This window comes from Binatus soli (SeqCode) (assembly GCF_050015535.1).
Taxonomy (GTDB): Bacteria; Desulfobacterota; Binatia; order Binatales; family Binataceae; genus Binatus; species Binatus soli.
The window spans coordinates 40,849-57,051 of sequence record NZ_JBEKBF010000016.1; the positions used below are offsets into that span (position 1 = coordinate 40,849).

Annotated in this window: 12 protein-coding genes; 1 reads left to right on the forward strand and 11 read right to left on the reverse strand. The window is 61.1% G+C overall.

Features of this window, described 5'->3' with window-relative positions; all coding sequences use genetic code 11:
• Nucleotides 1-164: 164 nt before the first annotated feature.
• The 9 genes from ABR989_RS13265 to ABR989_RS13305 all read right to left on the reverse strand — a co-directional run bounded on the left by ABR989_RS13265 (nucleotide 165) and on the right by ABR989_RS13305 (nucleotide 11,137).
• Complete coding sequence (locus ABR989_RS13265) at nucleotides 165-1,322, reverse strand: pyridoxal phosphate-dependent aminotransferase (protein WP_428129341.1); 1,158 nt, start codon at nucleotides 1,320-1,322, stop codon at nucleotides 165-167.
• 1 nt (nucleotide 1,323) lies between these two features.
• Nucleotides 1,324-2,448 (reverse strand): DegT/DnrJ/EryC1/StrS family aminotransferase, encoded by a 1,125-nt coding sequence (locus ABR989_RS13270; RefSeq protein WP_428129344.1) that lies wholly within the window; start codon nucleotides 2,446-2,448, stop codon nucleotides 1,324-1,326.
• A 129-nt stretch (nucleotides 2,449-2,577) separates the two neighbouring features.
• Complete coding sequence (locus ABR989_RS13275) at nucleotides 2,578-3,492, reverse strand: transketolase family protein (RefSeq protein ID WP_428129345.1); 915 nt, start codon at nucleotides 3,490-3,492, stop codon at nucleotides 2,578-2,580.
• A 23-nt stretch (nucleotides 3,493-3,515) separates the two neighbouring features.
• Complete coding sequence (locus tag ABR989_RS13280; protein ID WP_428129347.1) at nucleotides 3,516-4,358, reverse strand: transketolase; 843 nt, start codon at nucleotides 4,356-4,358, stop codon at nucleotides 3,516-3,518.
• A gap of 32 nt (nucleotides 4,359-4,390) precedes the next feature.
• Entirely contained in the window at nucleotides 4,391-5,125 is a 735-nt protein-coding gene (locus tag ABR989_RS13285; RefSeq protein WP_428129349.1) for a TylF/MycF/NovP-related O-methyltransferase, read from the reverse strand.
• Entirely contained in the window at nucleotides 5,122-5,769 is a 648-nt protein-coding gene (locus tag ABR989_RS13290) for a sugar transferase (protein WP_428129351.1), read from the reverse strand. Before ABR989_RS13290 ends, ABR989_RS13285 begins: the two co-directional genes overlap by 4 nt.
• A gap of 178 nt (nucleotides 5,770-5,947) precedes the next feature.
• Nucleotides 5,948-7,639 (reverse strand): capsule assembly Wzi family protein, encoded by a 1,692-nt coding sequence (locus tag ABR989_RS13295; protein WP_428129353.1) that lies wholly within the window; start codon nucleotides 7,637-7,639, stop codon nucleotides 5,948-5,950.
• A 29-nt stretch (nucleotides 7,640-7,668) separates the two neighbouring features.
• On the reverse strand, nucleotides 7,669-8,349 hold the full coding sequence (locus ABR989_RS13300) for a lytic transglycosylase domain-containing protein (RefSeq protein WP_428129356.1): 681 nt from the start codon (nucleotides 8,347-8,349) through the stop codon (nucleotides 7,669-7,671).
• A gap of 7 nt (nucleotides 8,350-8,356) precedes the next feature.
• Nucleotides 8,357-11,137, reverse strand: a complete 2,781-nt coding sequence (locus ABR989_RS13305; RefSeq protein WP_428129358.1) for an SLBB domain-containing protein — start codon at nucleotides 11,135-11,137, stop codon at nucleotides 8,357-8,359.
• A gap of 663 nt (nucleotides 11,138-11,800) precedes the next feature.
• Between ABR989_RS13305 and ABR989_RS13310 the strand changes: the two genes are divergently transcribed.
• Nucleotides 11,801-12,841: a hypothetical protein gene (locus tag ABR989_RS13310; RefSeq protein WP_428129360.1), complete on the forward strand. Its 1,041-nt coding sequence runs from the start codon at nucleotides 11,801-11,803 to the stop codon at nucleotides 12,839-12,841.
• Nucleotides 12,842-12,953: 112 nt separating this feature from the next.
• Here the strand turns inward: ABR989_RS13310 and ABR989_RS13315 are convergent, their stop codons facing one another.
• Together ABR989_RS13315 and ABR989_RS13320 are read right to left on the reverse strand one after the other, a co-directional pair.
• Nucleotides 12,954-14,660, reverse strand: a complete 1,707-nt coding sequence (locus ABR989_RS13315) for a thiamine pyrophosphate-binding protein (protein WP_428129363.1) — start codon at nucleotides 14,658-14,660, stop codon at nucleotides 12,954-12,956.
• Between the two features lie 181 nt (nucleotides 14,661-14,841).
• Entirely contained in the window at nucleotides 14,842-16,140 is a 1,299-nt protein-coding gene (locus tag ABR989_RS13320; protein ID WP_428129365.1) for a DUF1329 domain-containing protein, read from the reverse strand.
• Between the last annotated feature and the right edge of the window lie 63 nt (nucleotides 16,141-16,203).

The following is a 16,203-nucleotide window of genomic DNA, read 5'->3' on the forward strand; positions in this document are numbered from 1 at the left end:
CGGTTGAGCCCGTACCTCAGGCGCTACGGATGACGCGTGAGCCATCGCGGAATTTTCGCCTCCCACCATGCAATCTCAACTAAGCAGCCCGCGTCCAAATCCCGACGCGCGCTGGAGCGGGTACTGATCCTCGCCGAGCACGTCATTCTATCCTGACCGGCACCTCAGCGCAGCCCCTCAAGGCGCCGACAGGCCATGTCCAACTCGGCGTCATCCTTCGCGTAACATAGCCGCACCAGGTTTTCGCCGCCACCAGCGTGATAAAAAGCTTCTCCCGGAACCGCTGCCACTCCGCAGTCGCGCAGCAGATGCATGGCCTTTTGCTTGCTCGTCGCACCCGGTAATCGCGAGACATCCGCCAGCACGTAGTAGGCGCCCTGGGGAACGCAGGGCGTTAGCCCGGCTGAAGTCAAGGCGCGGCAAATCCGCTCGCGCTTACCCGTGTACTGGACCGCCAGGTCGTCGTAGTAGGAGCGGGGCAGTTCGTTCAAACCGCGGGCCACGCCGGACTGAAGCGGCGCCGGCGCACATACGTAGATCAGATCGTTCATGTGGCCGATTATCTCGGCCCACCGCCGGTGGGCGACGCTGTATCCGACTCGCCAACCGGTAATGCTGTAGGTCTTCGATACGCCCGAAATGGTGATCGTCCGATCGGCCAACCCCAAGATCGAGGCCGGGCTCAGATGTCGGCGGCCGTCGTACACGAAATATTCGTAAATTTCGTCGGTGAATATGAACAGATCGCGGCGGCACGCTATCTCACCGATCGATTCGATTTCGCCGCGGTCGAATACCTTGCCCGAGGGATTGGCCGGAGTGTTGATCATGATCCCCTTGGTACGCGGAGTGATTGCGCGCTCCAAATCGCGCAACTCAAAGCGCCAGTCCGGGGGATGCATCCTGACGTAACTGGCGGTCGCCCCGACCGCTTCGATCGTGTTGAGGTGGTAACCATAGTAGGGCTCGAACAGTATCACCTCGTCCCCTGGATCCAGCAGGGCGAGACAGGTGCAATAGAAGGCGCCTGTTGAACCCGAGCTTACCGTAATTTCAGTTTCGGGATCTGCACAGATACCGTTAAACTCACGCAGCTTCGCCGCGATGGCCTGCCGCAACTCCGCCAGTCCATCGAACCGGGTGTAACTGTTAATTCCCTCATCAATGGCAATTTGCGCGCCGCGCCGCACGGGAGCAGGCACGCCAGTGTCGCATACGCCCTGGGCGAGATTGATGCCGCCAAGCTTCTCGCACTCAAGCGTCATCACCCGGATTTCCGCCTGCGTAATCCGGTCCGCGCGCTGACTCAACCCGAGCGCCACCTTACCTCCGATCCGGCCCGCGCCTGGAAAAGAACTCTCGGATCTGCTGCGTTGTGTAATCTACCTGTTCGAAGGTGGTTTCAGCGCTCATCGGCAGCGAGATAACCTCGCGGCAAATGGCCTCGGTCTCAGGCAGTCCGGGATTTGTCAACCCGAGCCCACGATGCTCCCACATCGGCTTGGGCCAATGGACCAAGGTCTCGATTCCTTCATTGTGCAGATGCGCTCGGAGCGCGTCGCGCCGCGTCGTCCGAACCACGTAATTCTGGGAAATGTCCTTCTGGCGTTCCTGCCGAAAACAGGGCAGCCGCAGATCACCGACACCTTCGAGACCGCGACCGTAATGTTCCGCGATTCTGTGCCGATGTTCGATCCAAGCTGGCAGATGAGGAAACTTGGCGCTCAATACCGCGGCCTGAACGTTGTCCAGCAGCGCCGTCTGGCCATGGTGGTGATATTCTCCTGTGTCGCGATCTTCGCCATTGAAGCGCAACAGGCTCGCCATGCGCGCGATCCCGGCATCGTTCGTGGTCAGCGCCCCGCCGTCGCCAAAGCCCCCAAGCAACTTGAATGGATAGAAGCTGAAACAGCCCGCGGCGCCGAAACTACCCGCTCCGCGGCCGTCGAAAGTCGCGCCCAGCGATTGCGCGGCGTCTTCGATGACTACCAGGTTGTGTTTGGAGGCGATCTCCGTGACTCGTGCCATGTCACAGATCCGGCCGTTGAGGTGAACGACCATAAGGGCTCGAGTGCGTTCCGTGACTGCCTTCTCGATCAGATCAGGATCTATATTGAAGTCGGAGGCCACATCGACCAGCACGGGCTTGGCTCCGCAATGAACGATAGCGGACACCGTGGCCACAAAAGTATGGGCAACCGTGATGACCTCGTCTCCGGGTCCTATACTCGCACCCATCAGCGCAAACAACAGAGCGTGATAACCACTGCCCAAGCCGACAGCATATTTTACGCCAACGAAAGCGGCGAGCATCTCCTCGAAATTGTGCAGTTGCTGCCGATAAATCAGGTCGCCCTTGCTCAGACAGTCGAAGATTGCGGCGTCAATCTCGCCCTTGTAGTTACGATAGTGAGTCCGCGGATCCACGAACGGCACCTTGTATCCCATTCTTCTCTAACCTCAAGCTCATCAAGCTCTCTACCCGGCTCACCGCATAGCGCCATAGCATCCGGCGCTATCAGTCCGTGAACCGGATAAAAACACGGTGCTTCTTCTTCGCACTCCGCTGAAGTTTCGTTAGGCGGTTACGGTCCGCGTGGAGATCAGCGTCGCGCGCACAGTGTCAACGATCGCTGAAGCCGAAAGACCATAGCAGGCCCTCAGATATTCCTGGCTGCCGACGCGAGATGAAAATTCAGAAGGCAAGCCAATCCGGCGGAACGGCACGCGCAACTCTCCGGACTCGGCCAAAACCTCGGCGACCGCCCCACCTAGACCGCCGATCACGCTGTGCTCTTCCAATGTAAAGATCGCACCAGTCTCGCGCGCCGCCGCCAGAACCGAGTCACGATCCAGTGGCTTGATGGTGTGCATACTAAGCACGCGCGCGTGGAGTCCTAGTCTGGCGATTCGCTCAGCCACCTGAACCGCAGTGTCCAGCATCCCTCCCGTAGATATCATGGCCAGATCGCTTCCCTCGCGTACGACGATGGCCTTGCCGAGTTCGAATTCCGGGCGGCTGGTATGTACTGTCGGCTCACCGGCACGGCCCAACCGCAAGTAGCAGGGGCCCGCTTGCGCCACGATCGCGCCAGTGACCAACTCCGTCTCAATCGGATCGCCGGGTGCAACCACCACCATGCCGGGCATGCTTCGTAGGATCGCCAGATCCTCGGTGGCGTGATGCGTCATGCCCAGCGCGCCATAGGCGAACCCGCCGCCGACCGCCACCACCTTGACGTCTGCGTGGTGGTAGCAAACATCATTGCGGATCTGCTCGAGACACCGCAGCGTCGGGAAGTTCGCGATCGAGTACGTAAATACGACCTTTCCGCACATCGCCATGCCGGCCGCAACCCCGGTCATGTTCTGCTCCGCGACTCCGACGTTGACGAACCTGGTGGGAAAGCGCTGTGCGAACGGTTCGACGACACCGAATCCGATATCGCCAACAACCAGGCAAATGCGCGAGTCTTCTTCGGCTAGCGACATCAACGTGCGGAAGAACGCGCTTCTCACTGTGATTTTTCCAACTCTGCAAGCGCTTGCCTGAATTCCTGCTCGTCCGGCGAGCGATAATGCCAGAGCAATTTGTCCTCCATAAAGCTTACGCCCTTGCCCTTAACGGTATGGGCGATCACGCAAGTTGGTTTTCCCCTCTCGGTCGGAAGTGCCGAAAGAACCGATCGGAGCTGGATGATGTCGTGGCCATCGACCTCGACGGCCGACCATCCAAAGCTGCGCCATTTGGCCGCAAAGGGTTCCAAGTCGAGCACTTCTTTAACCGTTCCGAGACTCTGAATCTTGTTGTAGTCGACGATTGCCACTAGGTTGTCGAGCTTGTGATGCGGCGCGAACATCGCTGCTTCCCACGTTGAGCCCTCATCGCACTCGCCGTCACTTAGCAGCGCGAACACCCGCCATGAACGCTCTTCCCGCCTGCCGACCAGCGCCATACCGCACGCCAGGGAGAGGCCATGCCCAAGCGACCCGGTCGAAACCTCAACGCCTGGAATACCGTGATGAGTCGCGTGGCCGGCGAGCCGCGCCCCGTCATGATAGAAGGACTGAAGCCAGTCGATCGGGAAAAAACCGCGCTCGGCTAGGACCGCGTAGAGACCTGCGCATCCGTGCCCTTTGCTCATGATCAGCCGATCGCGCTCGGACCAGTCTGGCCGGGTGGGATCGACGTTCAACACCTGACCATAGAGCACCGCAAGCAACTCGGCCATCGACAGACACGTTCCAACGTGGGAACTTCCGGCGGCATGAACCATTTCGACAACGTGCAGGCGAATTCGTTTCGCAAGCGCCGCCAGTTCCTCGCGCTTCGCCGCCGATCCGTTGGAGTCTTTCATTGCTTCTCGCTTGTCCGCCGACGCGTCGTGATTTACTCGATTAAGGCGTAACCGATATAGGGGTCCCACTCGAGACGGCGAATCCTCAGGTTTCGGATACCGGCGCTATCTAGCAACGCCCGCGTCTCACCCGGCCATATCGGATTGTCTAGCTCGTCGAAAGCGATGACGGCGCCCTTGGGCATGCGCGGCAGCAAATGTTCAACCGCCAGTTTCGTCGGTTCATAGAGATCGCAATCCAGAAACAGCAGACTCACCATGAGATGCGAATGGTCCTTCAAAAACGCCGGAATGGTGTGAGCGATATCACCCTTGATCAGTTCAACCTTGGGTATATGCCCCAGGAACCTGTCAGCGTCATACTCCTTGATGAGCTGATTAATTTCGCCGTAGCTATCCGCCCGCAGCTCACCTTCCCGGTTGCGATTGAACCGGCTCTGGTCATGCTCGCTGATATGGGGGAACCCTTCGAACGTATCGAAGCCGTAAATCCGCCGCGTAAGGTTCTCAGGTTCCAGCATCGCGCTGAGCTTGGCCCATGACATCAGCCCGAAGCCGCGGAACACGCCGCACTCGATGACCGACCCTTTAACCGGGAGTACGAGCTTGAAAATCTCGTAGAGCGCGAGAAAGCGCTTGAGATGCTGACGGCGCACATACTTCGGGAAATTCTCGAGCTTCGTCTCGACGTCGTCAGCAGACGCGTTGAAGATTCGCTCTATATTCTTACCGACTTGCCGCTCGGTTTCCGTTCGAAACTGCTTCACGGTTGTCTCTTTGGCCGTTCGGTGCGATCGCCCGCCAGCCTCTCGCCCAGGTGGCCGCCGGTCAAGCTTAACAGAGTGGCAGCGATAATCCTGAGGTCGACTCCAAGCGAGTGATGCCGGACGTAGCTCAACCCTAGGCGGATTTTCTCTGGGGCGATCTTTTCCAGATACTCACGATCCGGGTCTGCGCTGCCGCGAAGCAACTCGCCCTCATTTCTAAACCGTATTGAGGCATAGTCGGTCATTCCCGGCCGCACCGACAAAAGCGCTTGTTCCCCCGCATCATACAGCGCGACCGCCCATTCCACTTGCGGCCGTGGTCCAACCAAACTCATTTCGCCCCGGAGCACGTTGATGAGCTGCGGCAATTCGTCGAGCTTGTGCCGCCGCAAGAAACGGCCCGCGCGCGTGATGCGTGGATCGTCTTTAGCGGTGGAGGTACCGCCTAGTCGCTCGGCATGCGCCACCATCGTGCGGAACTTCAGCATCCTGAACGGCTTGCCGAACCGCCCAACCCGCTCGCCTCTATAAAAGATCGGTCGCCCGTCCTCCAGCCAAATTCGCAAGGCGATGGCCAGGAACAGGGGCGAGGTAACCAGCAATCCGATTACGGAAAATAGTATATCGGTGGCTCGCTTAATCATTCGGACGCAACCGCCAGCCGCAATCCAAAGTGGAATTCCATCCACCGAGCGGTCGGTGCCGCGACCTTGCGCTAAGCGGCGCCGGTGAGAATCGGTTCGGCGCCCGCGAAATTGCAGTCAAAGGAAAGATTGGGCGCGAACTTGCTGTCTCGCTGCCTGGCTTCTGGTGGGCATCGGACTAATGCCAGGTGTAGGTGTCATGCGTGGGCTGGAGGCCGATCGATAACGAGAGCATCGTGCGGAAAGATGACGCGTTGCCGTAATTCAGATGGTCAACGTACTCGAAGGAGACTCGCGCGTGGGCCGAGCCCAGCGCCGGAACGGATACTCTGCCGACGAACGGAATCGGCGCCGTGGCCAGGGCTGGAATCGTCTTGCTGATCTCCGCCGGGATTTTGAGCACATCGAAGGCGACACCTGCGCTGCGCTCCTTGACCAGGTTCGGGCCGTAGAGGGAAGCCGGGTAGGGACTGTTGGTGCCGATAGTCGGCGCCCGATCGGTCACGAACAGATCGCTGGTCAGCTTTAAGTCGTTGCGTAACCATCGCCCTACAGCGAGGTCAATCTCGCTCGCGTTGGGGCCCAAGGGATCGCCCATCATATAGGAATTGTTGGTCCAATAGAGCGAGTCGCCGTGACTCGCGTAGTTGGGCTCGAGGATTGTGTACTCGAAGCGCAGGTCGGTGCGGCCGTCGCGCGTGAGGTACGGCAGATAGAATCCACCCTGGTAAGAAACCGCTACGAACGGAAGGAAGCGGCCGATGCCCGGAACCTGGCTGGTGAGATTGTCCACGCCCAGCATTTCCTGGTACACGAGCAAGCCGCGCAATTTGGGAAAGCGGATCCTCAGCCAGATGCCGCCGCGCGAGTGGGTTTGTCCCACACTGGGACTGCCGGTATCGAAGCCGGTCGCGCGGCCGAAAAAGCCCGACAGGCCGTAGAAATCGTTGTACCGGCCGCCGAACATGATGACGTGGTCGAGGCCGAACTCGAAGTTCGGCATCGGCTTGAAGGCGAACACCTGGCCGCTGAGCCATGGATGCGCCCAATAGCGGTCGGCGTCGAGCTGGCCGAAGAAGATGTTGTACCGGAACTGGCCGAGGTACTTCAGAAACCAGGGCAGCAGCGAAGGATGGACGTTCTGCAGCCTCAGCGCCGGGAACGGGGCGGCATTATCGCTCTGTGAAAGCGCGGCGAAGTGGCCCGGACCCCACCACATCTCCTGCTGCCCAAACGAAATCGCCTTGTTGCCGAGACTCAGCACGACCTCGGCGCCCAGCGGGCGAAGCCGATCCATGTTGGAGAGATCGCGCGTCACCGGGCCGGCGCCCGCGCCTTCGCCATAGCCGGTCAGAAAACTGCCGAAGCCCGCCCATCCTGACCACCGGACGACCTCGTTGGTGCCGGGCCCCGTCGGCAGGCCGTCGTTGTTCGGCAGCAGCGGCGTGTCTTCGACGGCCTGAAGGTCGGCCGTGCCGCGGCCGGTATTCCAGTGACGCGACCCGCCGCTGGAGAAAATGCCCTGGCCTTCGACGCGCGACACCGGCTGAGCCATCGTGGGCAGGTCGTCCTCGCGATTGGCGCGCAGCCAGCCGATTTCATCGGCGAGTTGCGCATCGAGCGACGAGACCATCTCGCGCGCCAGTGGATCTTTGCGCTCGGAGTCATCCACATTGCGCTCGGCCTCGCGCGTGAGACGGGCCGCCTCGACGCGGCTGATCGGCCGTACTTCGCTCAGGTAATCGTCGAGGTAACCAAGTCCGTCAAGGGTATCGAGCTGATCGTAGATGGGGCTGTCCAGCGGGATGTACACCACGTAGGTGGACGCTCGCGCGTCCGCGACGATCGCGAGTATCAGGCTCGCGAGCAAAGCGGCAGGGACGAATTTGAGGCGACGAGTCAGCGTTGGACGAATGATGTTGCGGGTGGCGCCGATTGAGCCATGGCACGCTCATGACGGAGCTCGGCCAGGCGCGCGCGTGCATCAGCATCGGCATCGCGCTTTACCAGCACATGCGGCGCGACTTTCCTATGCGTGATCTTTGATACTGATACTTTCGGCCCGTCCCGCGGAGGTGGCATGCCCGCCAGATACAGCCACAAGACCCGCCGGACGTATTCGCGGGTCTCGTCATAGGGCGGCACACCGCCGTAGCGCTCGACGGCGCCTTCGCCGGCGTTGTACGCCGCCAGCAGATCGGCGAGGCTGCCGTCGGGCAGAGCTGCAGCCTGACGCAGACGGATGAAGTCGATGAAGCGGGCCGCGCCCAACGCGCTATCGATCGGATCGTAAGGATCGTCGACACGAAATTTCTGTGCGGTTGCGGGCATCAACTGCATAATCCCAATTGCGCCGCGCGGCGAAACCGCGTCGGCGCGTCCGGCCGATTCGGCCACCGCGATGGCCGCGAGCAAGTCGGGATCGATCCGGAACATCGCGCCCACGGCGACCATCAGCGCACGATCGTCGATCGGGCCGTCGCTTCCAGCGACAGTGGTTTGTAAGGCGCCGCAGTAGGCCGTACCGGCCATCGCCATCAGGCCAAACGCCGCAACCAGAATAATCGCAGTGCGACTCATGCTCGCCTTAAAGATTGGTCGCCAGAATTCCAAGCACCGCGAGCGAGGTCGCGGCGTTGACGATGATCTGCGTGATGTCCTTGGCTTCCTGCATCTCGTCAACGTACCGCAGGGTCTCCGGCACATAGATCGTGTCGCCGCGTTCGACCTCGACGCCCATCAGGCCGCCCGAGATCGCCGGCAGCAACGGAAACAACGCCGCTTTCCCGCTATGGCGTATACTCTGGTCGGTGACGATGTCGCCGCTGGCGCGGATCAGCATGATGTGGTCCGTGTCGGCCCACTGCGTCGGTCCGCCCGAGCGCTGCAGGTAGTCGCTCACCGAGCGGCCCCGTTCGTAGACGATCGCACTTGGATTGAAGACCTGGCCCAGGATCGCCACGGTCGAGGGACGCTTGGGAACTATGACTTTGTCCCCCTGCTGGAGAACGATGTCGTCCTGCGAGGAGGGCAGTCGGTCCAGTGACTGCAAGTGCAGAATCACGCGCCCGGTTGCTTGCTGCGACTGGGTCTCTGTGAGCACCCGCTGCACTACCTCAAGGGTCTGCGCCGTATTGTTATTTGCGGACTGCTGCTTCGGCATCATCGCGAGCCGCGCGGCGTCTGCCTGGAGCCGGCGGCGGCTGTCGTCCAGCTCCTTCTGCTCCAAGTCCTGAACCGATTCGCGGACGAATACCGTGGCCTCAAGATAGGCGTCAGCTCTCAGCCCGCCGCAACGTTCCAGCAAGGAGTTCAGCCGCTCACCTTCGCGAATCACGTAGGGCCCGGGCCGCATTACTTCTCCCTCGACCACCGCGGTCCACGGTTGGTGCCAGTTGGACGCTTCGGCGACGAAAAGGTGATCGCCGGTCTCCAGCGCCGGATCCTCGCCCCCTACGCCATCGAGCGCGCTACCGAGCGCAATGTCCTGGTACAGGAACCGCGCAGTGCCATCGACGACTTTAACGCGCGCGAGTTCGGCCTTGTTCAGGTAGGCGCTCTCCTTGATACCCCCAGCCTCATAAACCAGATCACTTACGCGCATCCCCGAGCTCAGCACGTAGCTGCCGGGCTTGCGGACGGAGCCGGTGATGCTCACATGGGGGAGATCGCCAATGTCGGTCTCTGCATAAACCGTCAGTTCGTCGCGCGGCTCAAGGACGAGGTTGACCTGTCCCGAAGCGGGGCTGCGCAGCGCGGCGCTGAGGTCGACCGGCAGATAGTGAACGCGGCGATCGGGACCCTCGATCCGACGGATGAGCGCATAGCCGAAATAGGTATGATCGGCGACGCCCTCGCCTTCGCCGATCAAATCCGACACCCGCATATAAGGCCGCCACTCGTAGACCCCTGGGCGTCGTGCGTTGCCCTTAAGTGTCACGACGTTGTTGCGCTCCGGCAGCACGGTGTAGACCTTGACCAGATCGCCATCGCGCACCGCGAAACTGCTGAACTGCCGGCTCGACAATGCCACGTCGATGTCAACCCGATGTTCGTGGTTGTTGATGCGCTCAACCTGCAGGCGTTGCGAATAGCCGAAGGCGCCGACTCCACCCGCCATACGGAGCACCGCTGCCAAATCTTCCTGGCCGCGCAGCTCGTAAATGGCGGGGTCTTTCACATCCCCGGTCACCCCTACTACGTTGCCGATTACCGGCACGAAGATTACGTCGCCCTGCTCCAGGCGCACGTCAGCCGACGTTTTGCCATGCAGGAGCATGTCATAGAGATCGATCTCGCGGATCAGCTGATTGCCCCGTCGTAGCTCGACCCTTCGCAGCGTGCCGATCTTGCTGATGCCGCCCGACGCGACCAACGCGTTAGACACGTGCGACAGCGCGCTGACCGTGAAAAGCCCCGGATGCTCAACCTTGCCGATCACGAACACCTGAATGGTGCGGATCGAACCCATCGTCACGTCCACTTGCACACCCGTGATCTGTCCGGCACGGCTCTCGATAAGCTTCTTCGCTTGCTCGAAAGTCAGGCCGGACACTTCCACCGGCCCGATCTCCGGAATCAGCACGCTGCCGTCCCGCTCGACCTTGAGACGCGAGGTGCGGTTGACGCGGCCCCACATCAGCAAATTGAGCTCGTCGCCAGGACCCAATACGTAATCCGCACCAACCGGCACGTCACCGAGCGGTGCGAAGGTTGAGACCGGGCCGCTGAACAAGGCGTAGCCGAACTGGCGCAGATTTGAGGGAGTCGGATTGTGCACCTGTTGCGATGGGGCGGCGAGCGAACGAAAGGAGCCTTCGATCGATGACAGACTCTCGCCGTTCGCACTCGCCGCAGTGCCGACCGGACCTCCCGGAGTCTGACTTGAGCTTGAAGAGTTCGCGCGCGGACTCGCCTCCGGCGGCGCCGTGCTCGCAGAGGATGCACAGTTTTTGAGTTCCGCAATTTGCTCGCCCGATAGTCCCAGGGACGCGGCGGTGGAGTCTATCTGGTCGGCAGTCAAGTGCTTGGCCGCCACTCCCGCGCACAGACGCTGTATCGCCTCCGGCGAAGCGGCGCCATTTCCAATCATCGAGCGTGCCTGCTCAATCTGTGCCGGGGAAAGGGATATAGGTGCGCCCGGAGCGGCCCCGCTGTCGACTGTTCCCGAACTGGCCGTGTCGGGCGGAGCGATTACCGGTTCGTCGCTCGTCGAGGATGACCCCGGGGGCGGCGCTGGTGCTGTCGGCAAAAACTGAGCCTCTACAGGTGTGCTTGCGAACCAGACAAGCGCCGCAACCGTTGCTAACGCGCCGAACAGGCTCGCAGTCCGCTTAGTGACCCGGATCGAATGATTGCCCATCTTCATGATCGTATTTCCCGCATACCGAACCGGACGAGAATGGCGCGCCGAGTCTCGGAGACGGGGCTCGGCAAATAGCGACCTTTCGGCCCATCTCCCCAGCCATCGCAAAGTTCGATCGCGCTCCGCGACCGCCGCTATCTCGGGCCCAACTGGACCGCAAGAACCGTGGGGATTGGCGCACACGCGTCCGCCCAGCCATGCAGCTCAGGCATAGCTTTGGTTACGTTTTACCACTCTGGTCGGTGCAAAACTCATCGCCGAACCAGCGGCACCAAGCTTGAGAACGCGGAATCTCTTGTCAGTCTCCCCCGCGTTCGCTGACAGTTCGGGCGCGAACGTAACATCGAAATCAGGAGATTGCAAGCGAGATGCCATTTGGCCACCGCCAGCGACGGTCGGACACTTTTGGACAAATCCGAACTCGTCCGAACCCGGCAAGAACTCGGCGCCAGACTGCTAAACCAGCCGGCACTTTCCCCTACATCTTGGCATCCGTTTGACAGCAATAAGGGTATTCATGATATTCAACCCGAACGCCGCTTGAAAGCCTAGTTGAGGGATGCTAACGGTTACGCCGTTTTCAGCGAGACAGGGAGAAAAAATTCCACCATGAATGGTGTATGGGCCTTAGCGCCTTTAGGTAAGAGAGTCCTGAGCACAAGCACGATGATTCTGCTGGCCGTGGCCCTCGCGACGTTCGCGTTGTCAGGCAGGGCGGCGGCAGAGTCCGAAGAGTACGGGACTGAGTTGCAGAATTATTTCAGCAACGCCAACACCAAGGGGGGACAGGCCTCCGTCAATATCACGGCTCCCCTCGAGGGAGATGCAACGGGCGCCACCCCCGCCTCGCGAGAGGGCGAAATCTGCGCGATGATCTACGTCTTCAATACCGAGCAATCGATGCAGGCCTGCTGCGGATGCCCGCTGACCGCGGATGGTCTGTTGACCCTCAGCATCAGTGGCAGTTTGGCGGGGAACCCGGTGACAGGGGGCCTCCTCCACGACGGCTCGGTCCGTATCATATCGACCTTGCCAAATGGCACTCCAGCTCCATACGGGGATTCGCAGCCCACATATGCAGCTTGCGACCCCAGCACCGGCGTCTGCTGCGATCCAACCGCGGCGGGCACCAGCTTCATACTGGCCACCAATAGCGAACTAATGGCTTGGGCATCTCACGTTCAGAATACCCAGATCACCGAAGACGTGTTCCAAGCCGATGTTCCGGCTGCGGACGAACTCAATGACGGACTGCCGGAAACGTGCGCCGACATCACACGGCTGGGTAGCGGACAAGGCTCCTGCGCCTGCATCTTCGTAGCGCCGACCGCGACCCCGACCCCGACCGTGACGGCAACCCCAACGGCATCCCCAACGGCAACCGCTACCGCGACTGCAACCGCTACCGCGACGGCGACCGCTACCGCGACGGCGACCGCTACCGCGACGGCAACCCGAACGGCAACACCAACCACTACCGCGACCGCGACTCAAACTACGACTCCAACCCCAACGACAACCGCAACCGCGACGGTAACCGTTACCGCGACGGCAACCCGAACGGGAACCCCAACCGCTACCGCGACCGCGACGGCAACTACGACTGCAACCCCAACGGCAACCGCAACCGCGACGGCAACCCGAACGGCAACCGCAACCGCAACCCTGAGCGCGACTCCTACGGCGACCGCGACGCCGGGCGGATGAGCCGCAGAATCCTCCGGTCGGCAATCCGATGCGCGACCATCCGGAGTAACCACGAGTGATTACTCCGGATGGTCAACCGAGTCGAAAAAACTTCGGACGTCGGCCTCAAGCATCATCCCATCGGACCTTGGTACACCTCGGCGAAGCGAAGGCCGAGTTCCATAGGGATCGCGAGGTTGGCGTCGCGATTGGTCTTCAGGCAAACCACTGCCGGTCCGTCCGATCCCTTCGCGCCCTTCAGCGCCGCTTCGAGGTCTTCCATGCGATCGACGTAAAACGCTTGGCAGCCCAGGCCCTCGGCGACCCGGTCCCATCGCACTGTCCCCATCTCGGTGCCGAACGTCCGACCGTAGAGCATCCGTTCATTCGGCTCCTCCATCGTCCATGAACCTTCGGCGAACACGACGGTCCTGACCTTCAGGCCTTCGCGCGCAGCCGATTGCATCTCCATGAAGTTGAACCCCGCAGCTCCGTCGCCGCTCACGCACACCACCTCGCGCGCCGGGTTGCCAAGCTTCGCTCCAATGGCAGAAGGGATTCCCGTGCCGAGCATGCCTAGTTCAAGAATGTTCAGGTACGACCGCGGCTTGGTCGATGGCAGAAACCAGGCTGCCCACAACGAAGTGTTGCCGCCGTCGGCGACATAGATGCTGTCCGAGCCGAAGACCTTGCCGATTGTTTGCATCGCGAGCGCCGGATGGATTCCGGGTCCGCGCCAGGCGGCGACCGGTGCGAATCGCTCCTCCCACCATTTGCGGGCAACCTCTCGATAGCGCTGCGTGTCCTCCCCGCCCTTGGGCCGGGCTCGCTCCGTCTTGAGCATGCGCAACAAGCCCTCGAGCGCGCTTTTCGCGTCGGAAACGATCCCGAGCGCAAGCGGCCGCGTGACGCCCATGTTGCGCTGATCGATATCCACCTGGATGAGCTTCTTATTGGCGGGATCGCCCCAGTACTTGTCGTAAGGAATGTCAAGGTTGCCCATCCTCGAGCCCACGACCAGGATGACGTCTGACTCGCGGCGCGCGAGGTCCGCACCAGGGCCGTAGCCGTTGAGGAAGTTCGGATGATCGAGCGGCACCGATGACCGCCCGGCTATCGTACCGATGACGGGACAGTTGAGCAGCTCGACGACCGCCAGGATCGCTTCGTTCGCTCCGGCGCGATCGACTCCGGCGCCCGAGATCACAATCGGCCGCTTGGCGCCGGCGAGCATCCGCGCCGCCTCCTCGAGCTGAGCTTCCGAGGGCCGCGGACCGGCCGCTCGGTACTCATCCGGCCTCAGCAGCCGGACCTTTGCGTCGTCACCCATCGCGTACATCACGGGCGCCGGTATCTCGATATGAATCGGTCCCGGCCTCCCGATCCACATTTCGCGAAAGGCAATCCTCATCACTTCCGGGATGCGCTCCCACGACAGAATCGGACCGCTCCATTTGACCACGGGCTTGAAGACTTCGAGCTGATCCTGACCCTGGAACGTTGAGGGTGACGACGGATAAACGATCCCCAGGCGGTGCTGCGCGGTGATAACGACAACGGGTACGCCCTCGTGCCGCGCCGTGATCACGCCGGGGATCAGATTCGCAGACCCGGGACCGGGGTTGCCAAGCACCGCCGCCACCTGGCCGGTCGTCTTGTATAGCCCTTCCGCCATGTGGACGGCAGCGGCCTCGTGGCGAACGGGGACGAATCGCACTTCGTACTGCTCCAACTTGGCGAGCAGCGGGTCGACTTCCGGACAGGGAATTCCAAACACGAACCTGACTCCCTCGCCGACGAGACATCGTAGAAGAAGCTCTGCTCCGGTAATTTCACTCATAAAATCCTCCCGTGGGGCTGGTTAGTCGGTATTGAAGCAATCGAAACGAAAAAAAACGCCTGGGACGGCAACCCTATCCTGTCAATGCGGACACTACGCTGGTAGCCGAAGCCCCGGCAAGCCGCGCCTCAGCATTCGAATCTAGTGGGGAAAACCGCCGCGCCCGCGAAAGATCAGGGCTTCAGCGCATCATTTGCGGATTGAACGCGCCTTCCCCGACACTGCCGTTGTTGATTGCCTGCTTGAATTCAATGTGCGCGGGAACGAGCGAGCGGAAGAACGATCCGCGGTTCTGGGGATGATAAAAGCTGCCCGCGAGATCGAACAGACTTCCGCCCTCTGACGACGGCCGCATTCGCCACAGCGGCATCGCCGTCGCAGTCAGACCGCCCGAGTCGTAAAATTCCGCGGCCAGCCAAACGTACACCTCGCTGTCGATATAGATGATAGTGCGCAGTCCCGCCGACGCTTCATCGGGGAATCGCGGCCGCATCTCGAGAATGTATGCGTGGCGAACTGCGAACGGTTCCTCGCCAAGCGTCAATCCTTCGCCGCCGGTCTTGAATCCCGCCGGCTCTTGATCGGCCGCCAAACAACCCAGCAGTGCCGTGCTGCCGAGCAAGCGATACAGATAGTTCTCGGTCTTGGGCAGCGCATAGGCCCAAAACGGCTGATGGCATCCGCGGCAGCCTTCATTGGGATAGTCCAGATTCACAGCGATACGCCGCACGCGGCGCGACGTTTCACTGAACGAGAAAAACTCGTCGGGATGCTTCGGGTCGAGATAACGCACCCAGATGCCGGCGCCTTCGCTCGGGGTGCCGGTGAGATCGCTCATCCATCGATTGCATCTCGCCTTCCACTCGAAGCCCATCGCATTGCCGCCGATCGTCGGGCGTGGATCGACGTCGGTGCGATGGGCAAAGCGCAGGAACTCGAACTGCTCGCAGCCGTAGTCGGAATCGCTGTTCGGAACTATTTTCAGAGCGTTGGCGGGATCGGCGGCGTAGCCGTTGCTGCGCCATGGCGCAATCGAAAAATCGTCCGGCATGAACGGTCCCATATGCCAGTTGTAGGCGATCTTCACCGCAGCCTTCGGGTCGATTGCGTCGATCAGAGGAAACGGCATGCCAGCGACATAGTTCTTGATGTAATCGTCGTTGTCGAGCGTGACTTGCGCGGCGTATTTTTCGGTCGCGTGCTGAAAGCCCTGGGACCATTCGACGCGGCGATCGGGGATAATTCGCATGCGAAAGCCATGCGCGACGGCAAACTTGGCTGCCGAAGGAACATAGCGCAAGTACTGGTCGATATTGTCCGCGCCGATAATCGTCCCGGGCTTCAATGCCGCAGCAGCTTCGGGACTCGACGATGCGGCCCGCGAATCCGGAACAGCAGGTTGCGCGCGCAACTCGACTCGCTCCGTTGCTAACACTGCCGCGGCAATCGAGAAAAAAGCGATTCGACCGACGAGCCGCATGATGCGCAGAATCTTAGCGTAATGCCTTCTGCTGGTCCGAGACCTGCCGCGCCCAAGGCAGGG

Coding starts and splice junctions, on each gene's coding strand:
- ABR989_RS13270 (WP_428129344.1), bottom strand. CDS start 2,448: ATGGGATACAAGGTGCCGTTCGTGGATCCGCGGACTCACTATCGTAAC.
- ABR989_RS13275 (WP_428129345.1), bottom strand. CDS start 3,492: ATGTCGCTAGCCGAAGAAGACTCGCGCATTTGCCTGGTTGTTGGCGAT.
- ABR989_RS13280 (WP_428129347.1), bottom strand. CDS start 4,358: ATGAAAGACTCCAACGGATCGGCGGCGAAGCGCGAGGAACTGGCGGCG.
- ABR989_RS13290 (WP_428129351.1), bottom strand. CDS start 5,769: ATGATTAAGCGAGCCACCGATATACTATTTTCCGTAATCGGATTGCTG.
- ABR989_RS13300 (WP_428129356.1), bottom strand. CDS start 8,349: ATGAGTCGCACTGCGATTATTCTGGTTGCGGCGTTTGGCCTGATGGCG.
- ABR989_RS13305 (WP_428129358.1), bottom strand. CDS start 11,137: ATGAAGATGGGCAATCATTCGATCCGGGTCACTAAGCGGACTGCGAGC.
- ABR989_RS13310 (WP_428129360.1), top strand. CDS start 11,801: ATGATTCTGCTGGCCGTGGCCCTCGCGACGTTCGCGTTGTCAGGCAGG.
- ABR989_RS13315 (WP_428129363.1), bottom strand. CDS start 14,660: ATGAGTGAAATTACCGGAGCAGAGCTTCTTCTACGATGTCTCGTCGGC.
- ABR989_RS13320 (WP_428129365.1), bottom strand. CDS start 16,140: ATGCGGCTCGTCGGTCGAATCGCTTTTTTCTCGATTGCCGCGGCAGTG.